The sequence below is a fragment of the Candidatus Blochmannia sayi (nom. nud.) genome (genome assembly GCF_059935855.1).
Genome location: NZ_CP011796.1, coordinates 306,295 through 326,225 on the forward strand (window position 1 = coordinate 306,295; position 19,931 = coordinate 326,225).

The 19,931-nt window shown below is 26.9% G+C and carries 11 protein-coding genes; 7 read left to right on the forward strand and 4 right to left on the reverse strand.

Annotated features, from left to right (window positions below; translation table 11 throughout):
• Positions 1–59: 59 nt before the first annotated feature.
• The 5 genes from prfB to recC all read left to right on the forward strand — a co-directional run bounded on the left by prfB (position 60) and on the right by recC (position 9,829).
• Positions 60–1,158 (forward strand): peptide chain release factor 2 gene (gene prfB / locus Bsayi582_RS01345; protein WP_500816086.1). Its coding sequence is split into 2 segments (ribosomal slippage): positions 60–104 and positions 106–1,158, totalling 1,098 coding nucleotides; the frame shifts between segments, so codons are not numbered across the junction.
• On the forward strand, positions 1,158–2,705 hold the full coding sequence (gene lysS, locus Bsayi582_RS01350; RefSeq protein ID WP_500816013.1) for a lysine--tRNA ligase: 1,548 nt from the start codon (positions 1,158–1,160) through the stop codon (positions 2,703–2,705). Before prfB ends, lysS begins: the two co-directional genes overlap by 1 nt.
• Before the next feature lie 197 nt (positions 2,706–2,902).
• Positions 2,903–4,174 carry a diaminopimelate decarboxylase gene (gene lysA, locus Bsayi582_RS01355; RefSeq protein ID WP_500816014.1) on the forward strand — a complete coding sequence of 424 codons (1,272 nt, stop codon included), beginning with the start codon at positions 2,903–2,905 and terminating at the stop codon, positions 4,172–4,174.
• 1,002 nt (positions 4,175–5,176) lie between these two features.
• A complete protein-coding gene (lgt, locus tag Bsayi582_RS01360) occupies positions 5,177–6,022 on the forward strand; it encodes a prolipoprotein diacylglyceryl transferase (protein ID WP_500816015.1) in 846 nt (281 codons plus the stop codon).
• A 399-nt stretch (positions 6,023–6,421) separates the two neighbouring features.
• Positions 6,422–9,829, forward strand: coding sequence for an exodeoxyribonuclease V subunit gamma (recC, locus tag Bsayi582_RS01365; RefSeq protein WP_500816016.1), 3,408 nt, complete (start codon positions 6,422–6,424; stop codon positions 9,827–9,829).
• Positions 9,830–9,959: 130 nt separating this feature from the next.
• Here the strand turns inward: recC and recD are convergent, their stop codons facing one another.
• The 4 genes from recD to map all read right to left on the reverse strand — a co-directional run bounded on the left by recD (position 9,960) and on the right by map (position 17,828).
• Complete coding sequence (recD, locus tag Bsayi582_RS01370; protein WP_500816017.1) at positions 9,960–11,891, reverse strand: exodeoxyribonuclease V subunit alpha; 1,932 nt, start codon at positions 11,889–11,891, stop codon at positions 9,960–9,962.
• A gap of 341 nt (positions 11,892–12,232) precedes the next feature.
• A complete protein-coding gene (gene recB, locus Bsayi582_RS01375) occupies positions 12,233–15,775 on the reverse strand; it encodes an exodeoxyribonuclease V subunit beta (RefSeq protein ID WP_500816018.1) in 3,543 nt (1,180 codons plus the stop codon).
• Between the two features lie 160 nt (positions 15,776–15,935).
• Complete coding sequence (gene dapD / locus Bsayi582_RS01380; protein WP_500816087.1) at positions 15,936–16,760, reverse strand: 2,3,4,5-tetrahydropyridine-2,6-dicarboxylate N-succinyltransferase; 825 nt, start codon at positions 16,758–16,760, stop codon at positions 15,936–15,938.
• A gap of 285 nt (positions 16,761–17,045) precedes the next feature.
• Positions 17,046–17,828, reverse strand: coding sequence for a type I methionyl aminopeptidase (gene map / locus Bsayi582_RS01385; RefSeq protein WP_500816019.1), 783 nt, complete (start codon positions 17,826–17,828; stop codon positions 17,046–17,048).
• Positions 17,829–18,156: 328 nt separating this feature from the next.
• Between map and rpsB the strand changes: the two genes are divergently transcribed.
• Together rpsB and tsf are read left to right on the forward strand one after the other, a co-directional pair.
• Positions 18,157–18,840 carry a 30S ribosomal protein S2 gene (gene rpsB / locus Bsayi582_RS01390; RefSeq protein ID WP_500816020.1) on the forward strand — a complete coding sequence of 228 codons (684 nt, stop codon included), beginning with the start codon at positions 18,157–18,159 and terminating at the stop codon, positions 18,838–18,840.
• A 104-nt stretch (positions 18,841–18,944) separates the two neighbouring features.
• Entirely contained in the window at positions 18,945–19,754 is an 810-nt protein-coding gene (gene tsf / locus Bsayi582_RS01395) for a translation elongation factor Ts (RefSeq protein ID WP_500816088.1), read from the forward strand.
• The last annotated feature ends 177 nt before the right edge of the window (positions 19,755–19,931 follow it).

Genomic DNA, 19,931 nt, shown 5'->3' on the forward strand with positions numbered 1-19,931 from the left:
ATCAAATAATGTGAATAAAATATATAAATTAAGGAATAAAAGTTATTATGATAATAGATATGGACCTTACTAAACAGCATATACAAAATATGTTAAATCGAGTGTTTAAATTTAAGGATGATTTTTGAATATGACCTTAAAAAAAAACATCTAAAAATAATCAAGACCAAATTAAAATCACCCGATATTTGGAAAAATCCAGATACAGTAAGGATGTTAAGTAAAAAATCTTCTTCTTTAAAAGTTTCTATTAATATTGTTGATCAGCTTTATAAAAATTTAGTGGATCTAAATGATTTAATCGAATTAACAGAAAAATATGATAACATTTTACTTTCTGAAATTCATGAGCAATTAATTGATGCAGAACATACATTATCTCAATTAGAAATAAGTCGTATGTTTTCGGGAAAACATGATAACTCTAATTGTTATGTTGATATTCAATCAGGATCTGGTGGCATAGAAGCTCAAGATTGGGCAAGTATGTTATTACGTATGTATTTGCGTTGGATGGAGCGTAAAAAATTTATAACTGAAATTATTGAAGAATCAGCTGGAGAAGTTACTGGCATAAAATCTGTAACCATTCAAGTTATCGGGTCTTATGCTTATGGTTGGTTGAACACCGAATGTGGTATACATAGATTAGTACGTAAAAGTCCCTTTGATTCTAGTGGCAAACGTCATACTTCATTTGCTTCAGTGTTTGTATACCCAGAATTAGATAATAATATAAATATTCATATTCGTCCAGAAGATTTACGTTTCGATGTTTATCGAGCTTCTGGGGCAGGAGGCCAGCATGTTAATCGTACGGAATCTGCAGTACGTATTACACATATACCTACAAATATAGTTACTCAATGTCAAAGTGATCGTTCGCAACATAAAAATAAGAATCAAGCAATGAAACAGCTTAAAGCTAAATTATATGAACTTGAGTTGCAAAAAAAAAATTATGAAAAAAAAATAAGAGAAAACAGTAAATCTGATATTACTTGGGGTAACCAAATACGATCTTATATTTTAGATAATGCGAGAGTGAAAGATTTGCGCACTGGTTTTGAAACGCGTGATGTAAAAGCTGTTTTAGATGGAGATTTAGATGATTTTATAAGAGTTAGTATTAAACAATATTCTAAGAGAGTTTTATAATGTCCAAATACATATACTCAAAAGATCGATTTCATCAGAAATTGCATATAAACGAGGATGACAACGAATTAAGTGTTCGTCAAAAAAAATTGTCACAACTTCGTAAAAAAGGTATTGCATTTCCAAATGATTTTCGCCGTGATTTTACTTCTGATCAATTGCGTAAAAAATATGCACATAAATCTAATACAGAATTGATACAATTAAATATTGAAGTAAGTATAGCAGGACGCATAATAAGTCAACGTATTATGGGAAAAGCGTCTTTTATAACTTTAAGAGATGTTAATGGTTGCATGCAGCTATATATTACCGCTAATTCATTAACTATGAGTTTTTATGAAACAGATATAAAACAATGGGATTTAGGAGATATTTTAGGAGCACGTGGTATTTTATTTAAAACACGTACTGGAGAATTATCAATAAATTGCAAAGAAATTCGATTATTAACTAAATCATTACGTCCATTACCAGATAAATTTCATGGTTTAAATAATCAAGAAATAAAATATCGTCAAAGATATTTAGATTTAATTATTAACGAACACACAAGAGAAACGTTTAAAACACGTTCTTTAATTATTTCTGAAATACGTCAATTTATGGAAAAAAATCATTTTATAGAAGTAGAAACACCTATGATGCATACAATTGCGGGAGGAGCTGTAGCAAAGCCTTTTGTTACATATCATAATAAATTGGGTATAAATATGTATTTACGTATTGCCCCGGAGCTGTATTTGAAAAAATTAGTAGTAGGTGGTTTTGAGAAAATATTTGAAATAAATCGTAATTTTCGCAATGAAGGCATGTCTTCTTATCATAATCCTGAGTTTACAATGATGGAAGTATATATGGCTTATGCTGATTATCGTGATATAATAATCTTAGTACAAAATTTATTGCGCTCAGTAACATGGCGAGTATTAGGCAGCAGCATTGTGTGTTATGGAAATTATAAATTGGATTTTAAACATCCTTTTACTCAAATGACTATAAAGGAAGCTATTTTTTATTATATACCAGAAATTAAACATAAAAATATAGACAATATATATACTGCAGTTTCCGTTGCAAAATCGCTTGGAATTGAAGTGAGTGATTGTTGGGAATTAAACAAAATACAAATGGTTATTTTTGAAGAAATAGTAGAAAAAAAAATAATTCAACCAACTTGTATAACTTCTTATCCAATAGAAATATCTCCATTGGCACGTCGTAATGATAATAATCCAAAGTTTACTGATCGTTTTGAACTTTTTGTTGCGGGGCGAGAAATAGGAAATGGTTTTTCAGAATTGAATGATCCTGAAGATCAAAAAGAGCGTTTCTTAAAGCAAGTACAAGAAAAATTGGATAATCAAAAGAATAATCTTCATACAGAAAATATGATAGAGTACGACGAAGATTATTTAACTGCTTTAGAATACGGCTTACCTCCTACGGCAGGTGTTGGAATAGGAATAGATCGTTTGATAATGCTGCTGACTAACCAACACACCATTCGTGATGTTATTTTATTTCCTACTCTTCGTCCAAAATAATATTTAATATTTTCGAATATATCTTTGAAAATCATTATAATCTTGAGTGATGAATTCAATTTCAGTTTTAATTATAAGATTATTTAGTAACAAGAATCGATATTTTAATATTTTATTGATAGATTTAAACAACATATGCATCAAGAGATATTTTATGTTAAAATGGTCTCATTAGTGAAATGCAATAAAAAAATAATATGTTATATAACATTTTTACTAAAAAGAATATTTTCAATTACTACGATAACTTAAAAAAAATACATCGAAAATATAAAGGTCCAGTATGGGCGTACGACGCATCAATTATAATTAATCGTATTGAGCAATTGAAACAATTTGACGTCATACGATTTGCTCAAAAATCTTGTTCTAATATTCATATTTTACGACTGATGTATAATAATGGAGTGAAAGTAGATGCTGTTTCTCTAGGAGAAATTGAACGTGCATTATTAGCTGGTTTCCAAACAGGAAAACAAAATGATGGAATAATTTTCACTGCTGATCTTCTGGAAGAAGAAACGTTATTCAGAATATTAGAATTAGACATTCCTGTTAATGCGGGTTCAATGGATATGTTAAAACAATTGGGTTCTTGTTCTCCTGGACATAAAATATGGTTGCGTATTAATCCTGGATTTGGACATGGCCACAATAAAAAAACTAATACTGGCGGGGAAAATAGTAAACATGGTATTTGGCATGAAGATATACCAATAGCTTTATCCTATGTCCATCAGTACAATTTTCAGTTAATAGGGCTTCACATGCATATTGGCTCTGGAGTTAATTATAATTATTTATCTAAAGTATGTGATGTTATGGTCAAACAAATTTTGAAACACAAAATAGATGTTCAGATTATTTCAGCTGGTGGAGGATTAACAATACCGTATCGGTGTAATGATATAATTTTAAATGTAAATCACTATTTTCAATTATGGAATGATGCAAGACAACAAATTAGTCAATATTTAGGCCATATGGTTAAGTTAGAAATAGAACCTGGTCGTTTTCTTGTTGCTGAATCAGGAATATTAATTACACAAATTAGAGCAGTAAAAAAAATGGGTCGTCGTCATTTTGTGTTAATAGACGCAGGATATAACGATTTAATGCGTCCAGTAATGTATGGTAGTTATCATCATATTTCTCTAATTCCGGGAGATAATAGAAGTATTGTTTCAGAAGAATTGCGTGATACTGTTGTTGGTGGTCCATTATGTGAATCTGGAGATGTTTTTACACAAAATTCAAATGGGATGATATTAGCACGTAAATTACCTTGTTCTGCAAAAGTGGGAGATTATTTAATATTTCATGATGCTGGAGCATATGGGGCTTCCATGTCTTCTAATTACAATACTCGTCCATTATTACCAGAAGTCCTATTTGAAAATGGACAAATTCGTCAAATTCGTCGAAAACAAAAGTTAGAAGATTTATTTAGGTTAGAAATAATGGAGTAATTTATTATAAATAAAATCAACTACAAAATTATTAAATATTATTTAATCAGTATAAACTAATAAACTTATATAAGTTATTTTTAATAAAATAATTTATATAAAAACCTCAAAAAATTACCGCATTATTTTATTAAATAATTGTAAAACTGTATAAATAATACTATATATCAAATATATTTCTTTATTTTTAGTTAAAACATGAGTTGGTTATTATTAATAATCTATATAAAGATTGCTATAAATTAATCATATATATACATCTACTAAAAAGTGCTTACATTAAAATGTAACTACATATATAATTTATAACAATGTATATTTTTTGCCAAATGACTCATAAGTGAGCAAATAAAAAAATTAAATGCATGCTACCATTGTATATAATTTTATAAAAAAATCTTAATAAAATTAATAAAATGCAATAACTTAATTAATAACAACTATTGAACTAATTGCAGAAATTATATTATGTGATTTTTTTTAAATAAAAAATATCAAAATATTATTTAAATAAGTAAGATTAAATCATCAGGATATATGTATGATCGGTTATTAACATGAACTAAATACATGATAATTGATCTCAATGATTTAATTTCTTTCGAAAGATAGACTAATTTTATTATTTAGAAAAGTGGTTTGTTGGATTTTTTTTATTTAAGTATATATTAAATTAATATGATAATAATTTATCCATATAATAACTGAAGATAAATTAATTTATAATGTTTTATATTGTCAAATTTTATTCTTAAAAATATGTATATAAAATATATATTAATTTACTCATTTAATAATATTATCATGACATCAAATAATATAGAATACAAAATAACAATTAAATAATATTAAGTGATTAAAAAAATTGGATTAATCTATAAAATTAGACATATATATATTATAATAAGTAAAATTTTTGTTGATTTTTTCAGTTGATTATTGATTGTTATAATTAAATATTTGGTTTGTAACTAATCAAATAATTTTCAAATAATATGTAATATGCATAATCTTTATTATCACACATTTGATCCGATAATTTTTACAATAGGACCTTTTTCATTTTATTGGTATGGTATAATGTATGGATTGGGTTTTATGTATGCTATGTGGTCGTTTTTGTATCGTATACACTATTCTAATGATATTTTATGGACTCGTAAAGACATAGAATATTTATTATGTTTATGTATTTTAGGAGTGTTGTTAGGCGGGCGTATTGGATATGTATTGTTTTATCAATGGTCTTTTTTCTCTCAAAATGTACTATGGATTTTTAATATCTGGGAAGGAGGCATGTCTTTTCATGGTGGTTTATTAGGGGTAATAATATCAATAAAATGGTTTTCTTGCAAAAAGTGTCAATCTTTTTTTAAAGTATCAGATTTTGTGATTCCAGCGGTTCCATTTGGATTAGGACTCGGAAGATTGGGGAATTTTATTAATGGAGAATTGTGGGGCAGAGTTGCCATTGATATTCCTTGGGCTATGTTGTTTCCTAATTCTGTATATCAAGATTTGTTAATATTGAAGAATCATCCTGAATGGCAATCATTATTTGATTATTATGGAATGTTACCTCGTCATCCATCTCAATTGTATGAAATGTTTTTGGAAGGAATAATTTTATTTATTATTATAAATAAATTTAATTGTAAAGCACGTCCTATAGGTAGTATATCTGGTTTATTTCTTATTTGTTATGGTATATTTCGTATTATTGTAGAATTTTTTCGTCAACCTGATGATCATTTAGGGTTGGTTCATGGGATAGTTACTATGGGTCAAATATTGTCATTTCCTATGATCATATTTGGAATTATTCTTATATATATTGTTTATAAATAATTTAAAATTTGTTATGTGTTTATGTTTATTTATTATAGTTTCTATATTTATACTTATATGTTTACATATACACAGTATACAGCGCGAAATATTTACTAGAGACTATCTGGTCTTGTCAGAATAAGTAAGTTATTTATCTGTACACTATTTTCGAAGATCCATTTATAAACAAAATGTTTTATTTGATATTATATTGCGTAATATAAGTATTTAATACGTAAATGTATAATAATCATTTTGTTTCATAAAACTTTATATTTTGATTGTTATTGCGGTAAGAATCAAAATCATGTATGCATAATATATACACATGCAATTTTATTATATATATAATTATATTATCATTGATTAATTAAAAGAAAAATATATTTTTATTTAATTAAATATTTCAATAAGATTATGTTTACTATTTATCATTCTAATAGCGCAGAATTATTTAAAGAACTATTGATAAATACGATGTCGGATAAATTATTATCTGATCCAATACAATCTGAAATAATATTAACAGAACATAGTAATATTATAGATCAATGGATACAAATAGAGTTAGCTAAACATTTTGGTATTGTATTTAATACTAAATTTATGACTTTAACGTCTTTTATACAAAATGTATTGTGTAAAATATTACTCAATAAATCTGTTGTACAAGATTTTTCCCGCTCTACTATGTATTGGAAATTTATGGAAATATTATCTCGCGAGTATATAACGAAAGAATTTTCTGTGATTAAGAAATATTTACACAATGATATTGATCAACGAAAAATCAGTCAATTTTCTGAACAACTTGCTGAATTATTTAATCAATATTTAATATATCGTCCAGATTGGTTAGATGCTTGGCAATTTAATCGAACAATAGATTATTTAGATAACGTGCATCAAATTTGGCAATCAAAAATATGGCGTATTTTTTTAAAAAGTACATCATTCAGTAATAATCAGGAATTGGATAATAGCGTAAACCCTTTGAAATGTTGTATATCTTATTTAGAACATGCTCAAAATATAAACTGTGATATTCCAAATAGAATATTTATTTTTGGCATGACATTTATACCTCCTATATATTGGGAAATATTGAAACTTTTAAGTTGTCATATTGATATTTATTTATGGTTTATAAATCCCTGTTCTTATAACTGGATAAATATGTCTAATCAAGATCTATGTGATTGCGATATAACACAAAAAATAAATCCGCATAATCAGCATTTATTGAATTTATCTTCGAATATTTTTCAGCATCGTTCCGGTTACAATAGTGATCATGTTCGTATTATTCATCCTTTATTAAATGCATGGGGTAATTTTGGTCGCGATACTTTATCTGTTTTAAATCAATTTAAAAACAAAATTGAGTTAAAATCCTTTAAAATTCCTGAAAAAGATTCTTTACTTCATATTATACAAAAAGATATTCTTGAATCTTATAGTTACATAAAAAACACACATATGCGACACAATACTACTTTATCAAATTATCATAAAAAACATACATTGTTGACTTCAGAAGATCAGTCAATTACTTATCATGTATGTCATAGTATTCAACGAGAAGTAGAAGTATTACATGATAATTTATTATCAATGATTACAAATGACTCGTTATTGTCTCCGGGAGATATAGTAGTTATGGCCGCAGATATAAATTGTTATATATCAGCTATTCAAACTGTATTTAACACACAAGATCGTCATTTACCGTTTGTTATCGCGCATAATTATAAGGACACAATACACCCCATTGTATCAACTTTTCTTAGCATACTTGATTTACCACATAGTAGATTTACTTCTGAAGATATTTTATCATTTTTAACAATATCTTCTATTGCATCTCGATTTAATATAACTAAAGAAGAGTATAAATTATTACGTCAATGGACTATTGAATCAGGTATTAGATGGGGTCTTGATGACATCACTATGAATCATTTAAATTTGCCTATTACCGATAAAAATACTTGGTATTTTGGACTAACTAGGATGTTATTGGGTTATGCTATAAGAAACCAATATGAAATTTGGAAGAAAATCTTACCATATGATTGTTTAAATGAAGAGCATGCTAATGTTATTGGTCAATTAGGAAAATTTTTAAAAACATTAAAAAAATGGAGAAATCGATTTATCTATTCTTATACACTAACAGAATGGATACCTTATTTTAAGGAAATAATTGATGATTTTTTTCATTATGACCACACAGATATGAAAGATAATAAAATTATACTTTTTTTAAAAAATTGTTGTTTAGATACATTGGAAGCAGGGATACAAGCAAATTATACCCAAACCATAAGTATAACAGCGTTACGTAATATCTTACATACTAAATTAACCCAAAATGTTGCGATATATCAATTTTTACCAAATGCAATCAATTTTTGTAATATTAACCCAATATGTTTTATTCCCTATAAAGTAGTATGTTTTTTAGGCATGAATTATGACAAATTTCCTCGTAGTAAAATATTACCAGATTTTAATTTAATAGCTAAAAATCCACGTAAAAATGATGATAATTTATATGATAGAGATTGTTACGTGTTTTTATTGGCATTTTTATTGGCTCAGGAACGAATATATATTAGTTTTATTGGTTGTTCAATTCATGATAATACTATTAACTATCCTTCTGCGTTAATTGATGAACTTTTTGAGTATATTGTTCAAAATTTTTGTTTAGTAGAACACGAAAATGTAGATATAGATGTTAATGCAAAATATATACGTCAAAAATTATATCAATGGCATGATCCATTCCCGTTTTCTCCCAAAAATTTTAATACTAACGATAGTAACCAAAGTTTTGCTAACGAATGGTTACCTGCGGCAAATATTGTTAATGCAAATGTTTATCCATTAATGTGTTCAAATTTTAATACTCCACTCTCTTGTTTTACTGCTAAAACAATAATATTTCAAGATTTATATAATTTTTATCGTCATCCAATACGGATATGGTTTCAAAAACGTTTGAATGTATATTTTGATCAAAAAATATCAAAATTATTAAATGATGAACCTTTCGATGTAGATGGATTGGATCATTATGAATTAAATGTAAAACTAATTGATTATATAATTCATAATAAAGATGTCGATAAATTATATCATATAATTCGTGCTTCTGGGATTTTACCTCATGGTGCATTTGGGGAATTATATTGGATTAAACAACATAAAAAAATGACAATATTGTCAAATCAAATCAAAACATATCATTTGATTGAAAAATATAGCTTAGATATTTCTTTAGAATTTGATGCAATAAAATTAGTTGGAGAATTAACAATGGTTCAAAAAAATGGATTGATTCGTTGGGTACCCAAACATCTTTCTATGAAAGATGTATTATTATTATGGCTTGAACATGTAACATATTGTGCTATGGGTGGGCAAGGAGATAGTCGATTATTTGGTATAAATGATATATGGCATTTTCCTACTTTCTCTGTGCTGCAAGCAAAAAAACTATTACTAATTTTAATATTAGGTTACTGTACTGGTATAAACACACCGTTGTTTTTGTTATATCAATCTGGAGGAGCTTGGATAAATCATATATTTAATTGGGATACTAGAACAATATCTGTAAATCAAACTTGTCAAAAAGAAGCGCTTAAAAAACTAATACAATCTTGGAAAGGTACTAAATATTCTTTTTTTAGAGAGAGTAATGACCCTTATTTACGTAAAGTTATTCCATTTGATTTGAGTGAAGAAAATATTGTAAAAATTACTAAAACTGCAGAACATTATTTTTTTAATGTTATGAAATACAGAGTAATATAATAATTTTTCATATTGTTTGTTATTTATAATATACATTACTATAGTAAAAATTATAAATTACTTATATTTGCGAGATATAAGAATATGGAGTATGTTAAGGATATAGTAAATATAAAGTATAAAATTTAATTCATTGAGTTATATCTCCGTCCATGTGATGTGGTGATGTGATGTGTGTTTTTATTCTTTCATATAGTCCGCTGTAACGTTGTGTAATAGAATTAATACTACTTATAACTACATGATCCGTTGCGTATAAAGAAAGATGCTGACGAGCTCTAGTAACAGCAGTATATAATAATTCTCGAGTTAGTATTGGTATATGCTGATTAGGCAATACTATTGCTATATGTTGAAATTCAGATCCTTGACTTTTGTGTATGGTCATGGCGAAACAAGTTTCATATTCTGGTAGTTGATATATTTGCACGTTTTTAACATTATCTTCTGGTGAAATAAAATAAGCGGAAAGTTTTTTTTGATTGTTTAATAAAAATATTCCAATATCTCCATTATATAGATCTAATGATGGTTTATTGCGTAATATAATAATGGGTTTACCAACATAATTGCCAAAATTATGTAATTGGATTAATCCTTTTTCGTGTAGCATTTGCTCAACATAATAATTAAGTCTTACTACTCCGAATGGTCCGTCACGTAACGCGCATAATATTCGATAATTATTAAAAATTTTTAAAATGTTTATTATATCTATTTTAGTATGTTGTAATTTTTTTAGATAATTAAAATACATCATTGCACAATTGTTAATCATAGTTATATAGCTTTTTTCTTTTATAAGACGAATATATAATAAATCTTTGTATATGTTTGAAGTTAATAATGACATTGCGCGATTATGATTTCCTAAATTTATAGCATTAGCTAATTGATAAATTCCAGAGCTTTCACTAAATCGGTAATTTTTATTTAGTACACATGTGCCATCAACAATACTGTTATAGTTGTGATTTATGATTTTTTTTAAAGAATATACAGTGGTGGGTAATGTATAACCTGTAAGATCCATCAGTTCCTGACGACGTTTAACAGAATAACAAATATTAGAAAACTGACATACATCTTTAAATATAGATCCTGGTTCTATTGAACATAATTGGTGGTGATCACCAAAAAAAATAACTTTTGTTTGAGGTGAAATTGCTAAGGCTAATTGAGCTAAAATAGATAAACTGACCATAGATGCTTCATCAATGATCAAAATATCCAAATTTATAGGGTTGAAATAATTATATTGAATGTTTCTTCTATATAATTTTGTTCCAATCAAGCTATGTAAAGTAATAGCTTTTTCTGGTAAATTGACTGGATAAAATTTATTTAATTGTGGAATATTTTTTATTGTTGCTGTAAAAGATTTAGTTAAAAGTACAGTTGCTTTTCCAGTTGGAGCGGTCATCTTGATATTTAAATTATCATTATTACTATATAATAATAGAGCTGCTATTATTTTAGCTGCGGTAGATGTTTTTCCAGTACCAGGTCCTCCAGAAATTAATACTCTTTGATGTGTCATTGCAATAGCAGTAGCTATTTTATGCCAATCAGTTTGTGTATGAGAAACAGGAAATAATTGATTTAATACATAAATTATTTTTTCTTTCTGAAAAACATTTGATTGGTTTTTGTAATTAAAAAATTGCGCAACTATGCATTCATCTTTCCACATATGATATAAATATAAACGCTTATTATCTAGTACTAATGGAGTAACTTGTGATCCATCACTCACTGCAGGACAAGAAAGTAATAATTCTTGCCAATCATCTATTGATGGGCTTCCCAATTTTTTATACGTTTTACAGGCTAACTCGGTATAATATCCTTGAAATAATTTATTGGAGGTAAGTAAGTATAAAGGCAAACAAACATGCCCAGATCTAACATTGGAACTTAATATTATGCTGGCTAAAATTAATGCTTCTTTTGTATTGTGTTGATAATTATTCGAGATAGATGAAATTAATATATTAGCAAATTCTATGTCTAATGAATGCCATATTTCAAATTTTAAAATTTTTTGAATAATATCTTCCATAAAAATATTAGTTATAATATTACAATATTGTTAATTTATTTAAACAATAAAAACATTATATAATATTTTTAATTAAAAATAAAAATAACCATTAAATGTTGTGGTTTTCATCATGAAAGAGCATAAACATATATATCCTCGTAACCAAAGGAAATATATTTCCTTATATATGCAAAATATGTGTAGTTTATTTAACAATTAACTTTTTTATAGTTTATAAATAAGAAGTATTAGTTTTCCAATGAAGTTTATATCTTATTTATGTGATGGGAGTGTAAGTGGAGATTTTTTTTGTTTTCAAAGAATAAATTCAAGTATTATTTATTTAATGGATATTTGAATTATAATGTTCCGGAAAATAAATTATCTAATTTATCAATAAATCTTAATAATGGACGAAAAAAGCAAATACCGTTACTAAACGGTGTTCCATCCATGCCTCGTATAAATAAGTAATATACTCCTCCGAAATCTTTTTCGTAATTGTAAGATACTAGTCTGTTACGCAAAAACCGGTGTAATGCTAATGTATAAAGTTGATATTGCAATGCATAATTATATTTAATCATTTCTTGTTCCATTTTAGAATGAATATAAGAATTGTTGTTTTTTCCTAGCCAATTAGTTTTATAATCTAATAAATAATATTGGTTATTCCAACGAAAAATTAAATCAATAAATCCATGTAACATACCTTTTATTTCTAAAAAAGTAAGCGATGGAGATCGATGTGATAGAGGATCATAATATTTGCACAAGTAATCTAATTTTTGTGATGTTAAATGTGTATTAATAGGTAAATGAAATTTTAATTCAGTTTTTTTATTTTTAGGAGTTATCTGTGCAAGAGTTAAATATTCATTATTAAGTGGTGTATTGATGATTATATATATCCACCGTTGAATAGTGAATGCCCAAATAGGGTCAATATTATATCTTTCCATACGCATATATAACCATTTTATATCTGTAACTTTTTCAAAATTTAATATTTCAAAAATATGGTGAAAAAAACTACCACATACTTTTCCTTTTGGAAAAGTATGTTGAGTTAATAAAATACTATTTTTTTTAAGCTGAATATCTGCGTTGATTTCTAATTGTTTTTGTAGATCTAAATATGTATCAGAAACATTGTTATGTTTTAATGCACTAAAACTTGTTACATTCCACGAAGTAATGTGTTTTGGTGTTTTCCAGTTTTTTGTGCATAAAGATTGATTTAAATTAGTTATAGATAAATTAGGTATTTTTTTTTGAGACTGTGAAATAACACGAAAAGAAATATCTTCATTTGAACAGATATTCAACATTTTTAAGTGTTGTTTTAACTTTTCTGCATTACCAAAAGTTTTTTTCTGAATTAAATATCCCAAAGCACTATAATGTAAATCATTAATATTAGATTGTTTTTTGTATCTACGCACTATTGGACCAATTCCTATAGAACAATGATAAATACTTCGAGTTATTGCTACGTATAATAATCTCAAGTCTTCTGATAAACGCTCTTCATCTGCCAATATTAAATTTGATTTTGACATGGAAGTATCTAAATAAATTTCATATGATTTTCTATCATGAAAAAATAGATTTTTTTTGTAACTAAAATCTGCCATGAATGGTAAAAATGTTAATGGAAATTCTAATCCCTTAGATTTGTGTATTGTACTAATTTTTATTAATTTATGATTACTACTTAATCGCAAAGTTTGATCGTATAGTTTTCTATTTTGCGGTTGTGTGATTTTTACCGTTAACCATTCTGTTAGAGCATATCTATCTTGTAGTTGTTTTGAAATATTTTGCAGTAATTCACCTAAATGTAAAATATTTATTAAACTAGTTTCACCGTTTTTTATAAATAATAATTTTTCTGGTACTTTATAGTTAAAAATTATTTTTTGTATCATTAATAATATGCCGTGTTTTTTCCAAATAGAATGATATTCAAAAAAATCTTCAAGTATTCGTTCCCATTTAGATTCATTATTGTTAATATTTTCAATGTCAGCTGCGTTTAATCCAAAAAAGACAGTTGTTAGAGCGGTGCAAATCGTACGACGTTCTGGGAATAAAATAGCCTGTAACAATAATAATAATTCGTAGGACTCTATCGTTTCGAAAATATTTTTATGATTAGATAAAAATATTGTTGATATGTTTACGTTAGATAGAGAGGATTTGATAAGTGATGCTTCTTCATGATTTCGTACTAGTATAGTTATATCTGATATTTGTAATTTTCTTTTATGTTCTGAATCTTCTAACCATGCTGTGCCATTATGTATTTCGTATAATAAATTATGCAAATTAGTGGCACATTCTTTCGCCATTGTTTGTTTATATTCATCTATTGTTATTGTTTCCCCAGGATGCAACCAAAAACACATCGCCGATTGTAGTTTGTTATTTATTAAAAATTTATACATATTATTTCTGTTTGTAGTTACTGTGGGAACAAAAGGAATATCTTTAAAAATGAATGGATTAGATACAAATTGAAATAATTTATTAATAGCGTTAACTATATTTGATGATGAACGCCAATTGATATTAAGGGTATATTTATTACATATTGTTCGACGTATATTCATATAAGCAAATATGTCAGCTCTGCGAAAAGCATAAATTGATTGTTTAGGGTCTCCTATTAAAATAAGACCATTTTTTAAACGATTGAAATATAGTATATGAAAAATTTTATATTGTTGCTGATCTGTGTCTTGAAATTCATCAATAATTGCTATTGGGTAACGTGTGCGTATGATATGTGCTAATTTGTTTTCTTTATCTTTAATTAAGCTATTCACTAGTATATCAACAATATCATTAAAAGTGATTTTTGATCTCAAATGTTGAGTGTCATTTAAATTTTTGCGTACTTCATTTATTGCGATATCTAATATTAGTGCTTTAAAAAACAATAATTTTTGATATAATTTTTCTATTATATTAAACAAGTCGTTGACGTAATTAATATTGCTATAGTTGTTATTAACTTTTAATTCTGTTGCTCTAAAATGTTTTAATGCATCAGGTGTGGTATGGTCAATTGTTGGTTGTTTAATCCATTGATTAATTATATCTATCCAGTATGTTAAATTTTTTTTACTATATTTTTTAGGATTAATATTGTAAGAATTGATGATAGTAATCATATTATGTTTGTTTTCGTGCCATTTTTTTTTAATATTATTTATATAAATAATTATTTCTTCATAATAAGTGATGACATTTTTTTTATCTCCATATATATTAGAGTAAAAAATATTGGGTTTTGATCCGTATATGTAAGGAAGAATGTCATTTAAAAGAGCGTTTGGGTTCTTCCAGTATTTTTCAATTAAACTTATTATATTTAATGGAAGCGAATAAAAATTTCGTCTCCAAAAATCGGCACATATTTGCCGATATAATACTATGTCATCATCAATGATGGTTGTATCAAACAACATGTTTAATTCAACTGTATTATGTTTTAGAATGCTGTGGCAAAAACCATGAATAGTAAATATGGATGCTTGATCTATTTTTTTTTCTGCTTCAAACAATCGGTGAATAGCTAAATTTATATTATGAATTTGTAGTAATAATTTGGAAAATAAAACATTATTACTATATCCGCGCATACAATCTAATCGAAATTGGTGAATATTTTTTCTTATACGATAACGCAGAGTTTGCGCTGCAGATTTAGTAAAAGTTACTACAAGTATCTCTTGTACTGTTAAGGGGCGGAAAAAATCTGATTTATTGCCTAGACACAATAATAATCTAATATAAATTATTATAAGATTATATGTCTTGCCAGTTCCTGCTGAAGCTTCAATTAACTTAGTTCCATGTAAAGGTAATTTTAAAATATCTAGAAGACTGTACATGGATTTATATTATTTAATTATGTTTAAAAGAATAAAAAACAAATTTTATTAAAACAATATATGCAACAACATCTATAACAATATTAAACAACAATAATGAAACCTACTTTCTTCATATACAAAGAAAGATACACTAAATGAGTGTGTAAACATCTTTGGTTTAATCTATATTGCGTAATAATTCGTTGATTTTAACCTTATTCCTAGTTTGAGAATCAACTGTTTTTACTATTACTACGCAATAAGTGCTTACACGACCATCTTTAGAAGGTAAATTTCCAGGAATTACAACAGAGCCAGCCGGAATACGCCCATAAAATATATTTCCGCTATTTCGGTCATATATTTTAGTGCTTTGACCTATAAATACTCCCATAGAAATTACAGAATTTTTTTCAATTATTACTCCTTCTACAATTTCGGAACGAGATCCAATAAAACAATTATCTTCAATGATAGTTGGATTATTTTGTATAGGCTCTAAAACGCCACCAATACCAGCACCTCCAGATAAATGTACATATTTACCAATTTGTGCGCAAGACCCAACTGTAGCCCAAGTATCAATCATTGTTCCTACATCGATATAAGCGCCAACATTTATATAAGAGGGCATAATAACTGTATTAGCAGCAATATAAGCTCCATAGCGCACGGTAGCTGGTGGAATAACGCGTATCTTTTTATTTTGAAACGATTCAGTATTCCATTCGGAAAATTTTATAGGAAATTTATCAAAAAAACGAGCATGTCCCCAAGTGATTAATTTATTATCCATAACGTAAAATGACAACAAAATTGCTTTTTTTAACCATTGATGAGTAATCCACATATTATTAACTTTTTCTGATACACGTAATGTACCATCATCTAGTTTATCTATTACCTCTTGAATAGCATTTTTGATAGTAGAGTCAAAGTAATTTTTTGAAATATTGTCTTTTTTTTCAAAAGCACATTCTATTATTGTTTGTAATTGCTGCATTCGTTTCATATTCATAATAATTAATTTGATTAAAATTTTTATTGTTGTTAATTTCTATATACAATTTATTTATTAAAACAAATCACGACAAATAAACATATAAACATTATATAATTGAATTATTTCTTTTGTATTATGAAAATTTATAAAAATTATTATTTTGATAGATGCATTAACCAAGAAACAATATGTTGTGTTGAAATATGTATGTTATAGTTAAACTCATTTTATTTATCGAGAGATCTAAAAACTTGTACTATAAATACGTATATGTTAATTACAATCTTAAATAATTTCTGATAAAGATTCCTCGGCACGCAACGTTAATACTTCACATCCATTTTGTGTAATAACAACAGTATGTTCATATTGTGCAGATAAACTTTGATCTTTTGTTTTTACCGTCCATCCGTCATTATCAGTATAAATATGGCGACCACCTGCATTTATCATAGGTTCAATTGTTAATGTCATTCCGGGTTTTAACACAACACCACCGTCATCAGCGTTATAATGTAATACATAGGGAGCTTCATGAAAAAATTTTCCAATCCCATGCCCACAATATTCCCGGACTATTGAAAAATTTTGTTTTTCAACAAATTTTTGAATAGATTGACCTATTCTTTTCAACCGCATTCCTGGTTTAATTGTACGAATTGCTAAATAAAGACTTTCTTGAGTAATTTGACATAATCGATGTCCTAAATTTGTTGATTGACCAACAATAAACATTTTAGAAGTATCAGCGTATAACCCGTCTTTAATTACCGTAATGTCAATGTTGACGATATCTCCTTCTTTTAAGGTGTCTAAGTTATTTGGAATTCCGTGACAAACTACATCATTGATTGAAGTACAAATAGATTTTGGAAATCCATTATAACCGAGAGGAGCGGAGATAGCATGTTGTATTTGTGTAATATAATTATGACAGATAGTATCTAATTTTCCAGTACTCATTCCAGGTTGAATATAAGATTCAATCATTTCTAATACTTCTGCGGCTAATTTTCCCGCAATGCGCATTTTTGCTATATCCGCAGGTGTTTTAATAATAATATTCATAATATTTATATTAGATGTATAATTAATAAAATCACAATATTATAATATTTAAACTATACGATATAATAAATATACCAACAATTTTTTAAATTAAAATGAAATACGTAACTATAAATTCTATCATGTATACTTGAAGTACGTAAACGGACGTATTTTGTTTCAAAACATGTATTAACTATTTGTCTTTTTAGTTTATTTTAGAACGATGTTCGACATCCAAATTACTAGATCTAGTATAACATGTATTATGTAATCTATCTATATTTGGATGTTAATAATTATTAACATTGTAAGCAACATATTTTTATATTTAACTGAGAGGTGTATGATGGAAAAACTTTCTATGCGTGACATGCTTAAAGCCGGTGTTCATTTTGGTCATCAAACTCGTTATTGGAATCCAAAAATGAAGCCTTTTATTTTCGGCGTACGTAATAAAATACATATTATTAATTTAGAAATAACTATTACAATGTTTAAAAAAGCTTTAATTGAGTTAAGTAAAATTGTTTCGTTAAAGGGAAAAATTTTATTTGTAGGCACTAAACGCGCAGCTAGTGAATCAGTAAAAAAAACAGCGATTATCTGTAATCAATTTTTTGTTAATCATCGTTGGTTAGGCGGGATGTTAACTAATTGGAAAACAGTACGTCAATCTATAAAACGTCTAAAGGATTTAGAAGTTCAATCTAAAGATGGTACGTTTAAAAAATTAACTAAAAAAGAAGTGTTAATTTTAAATCGTGAACTAACTAACCTAGAAAATAGTTTGGGAGGTATTAAAAATATGGGTGGACTTCCAGATGCAATTTTTGCTATAGGATCAGCGCACGAACATATTGCTATAAAAGAAGCAAATAGCTTGGGTATTCCGGTTTTTGCGATAGTTGATACTAATTCTAATCCGGACGGAATAGATTTTATTATTCCAGGTAATGATGACGCCACGAGATCTATTAATTTATACTTGGATACAATATGTAACACAATATGCACAAATTGTATTCAGTAATTTGTATAAATGATTGCAGCTGCATGTATTATACAATAATTATTAAATATATATAGGATTGTACATATTATAAATATTAATACAACGATATGATTTATGAGAAAATGACTAATATTAACAATGATTTAATTAAAGAATTGCGTAAACGTACCGGTATTGGCATTGTAGAATGTAAACAAGCTTTAGTTCAGGCTAATGGAGATATTGAGTTAGCTATAGATATAATAAGAAAATCCGGTTTAGAGACTGTTTTAAAAAAATCTAGTCGCGTGACACCATCAGGTTTAATTGTAGTAGAAATCACATCTAATAACCAACGTGGTATTATGATAGAAATAAATTGCGAAACTGATTTTGTAGCCAAAGATAATAATTTTCAAGCATTTGCTAAAACTGTTACCATGACAGCATTAAACGAAGAGATTAATGATATTAATATATTGAAAGCTAAACTGTCAAAACAACTTTCTAATGTAATTGCAAGATTTGGTGAGAATATTAATATTCGTAGATTTATTGTATTAAAAGGCGATTTGTTAGGGTGCTATGTGCATCATGGTGCAAAAATTGGTGTAATAGTAACTGCTGTTGGAAAATCAACTACAAAATTCATCAAACATATTGCTATGCATATTGCAGCCAAAAACCCTAAGTACATTAATGTGAATAATATACCAAAAAATGTAATGGCTCGTGAATATAACATTCAAATGGATATTGTTATGAAATCTTCAAAATCACACAAAATTTCAGAAAAAATAATTGAAGGGCGTATGAATAAATTTATAAATGAAATTGTATTAACAAAACAAACCTTTATAATGGATACAAACAAAACAGTAGGACAGTTATTAACTGAACATCATGTCATAATTAATAATTTTGCTCGTTTTGAATTAGGTGAAGACGTATAATTTATGTTATATATTTCTATATGTATAAATTATTTAATTATTTAAAAAAAATGATCTTTAATTTTTATAGTAATATCTTTAATTTTTCAACAATAATTTGTATTCATCGAATTAGTAAATTTAGAACAATTGTTGACATATATATTCTACTTTAATACTTTAATTAAGTTAGTGCTT

Bases quoted from the DNA above. Each gene is read 5' to 3' on its own strand.
- lgt (WP_500816015.1), top strand. From the start codon at position 5,177: ATGCATAATCTTTATTATCACACATTTGATCCGATAATTTTTACAATA.
- dapD (WP_500816087.1), bottom strand. From the start codon at position 16,760: ATGCAGCAATTACAAACAATAATAGAATGTGCTTTTGAAAAAAAAGAC.
- lysS (WP_500816013.1), top strand. From the start codon at position 1,158: ATGTCCAAATACATATACTCAAAAGATCGATTTCATCAGAAATTGCAT.
- tsf (WP_500816088.1), top strand. From the start codon at position 18,945: ATGACTAATATTAACAATGATTTAATTAAAGAATTGCGTAAACGTACC.
- lysA (WP_500816014.1), top strand. From the start codon at position 2,903: ATGTTATATAACATTTTTACTAAAAAGAATATTTTCAATTACTACGAT.
- recB (WP_500816018.1), bottom strand. From the start codon at position 15,775: ATGTACAGTCTTCTAGATATTTTAAAATTACCTTTACATGGAACTAAG.
- recD (WP_500816017.1), bottom strand. From the start codon at position 11,891: ATGGAAGATATTATTCAAAAAATTTTAAAATTTGAAATATGGCATTCA.
- map (WP_500816019.1), bottom strand. From the start codon at position 17,828: ATGAATATTATTATTAAAACACCTGCGGATATAGCAAAAATGCGCATT.
- rpsB (WP_500816020.1), top strand. From the start codon at position 18,157: ATGGAAAAACTTTCTATGCGTGACATGCTTAAAGCCGGTGTTCATTTT.
- recC (WP_500816016.1), top strand. From the start codon at position 6,422: ATGTTTACTATTTATCATTCTAATAGCGCAGAATTATTTAAAGAACTA.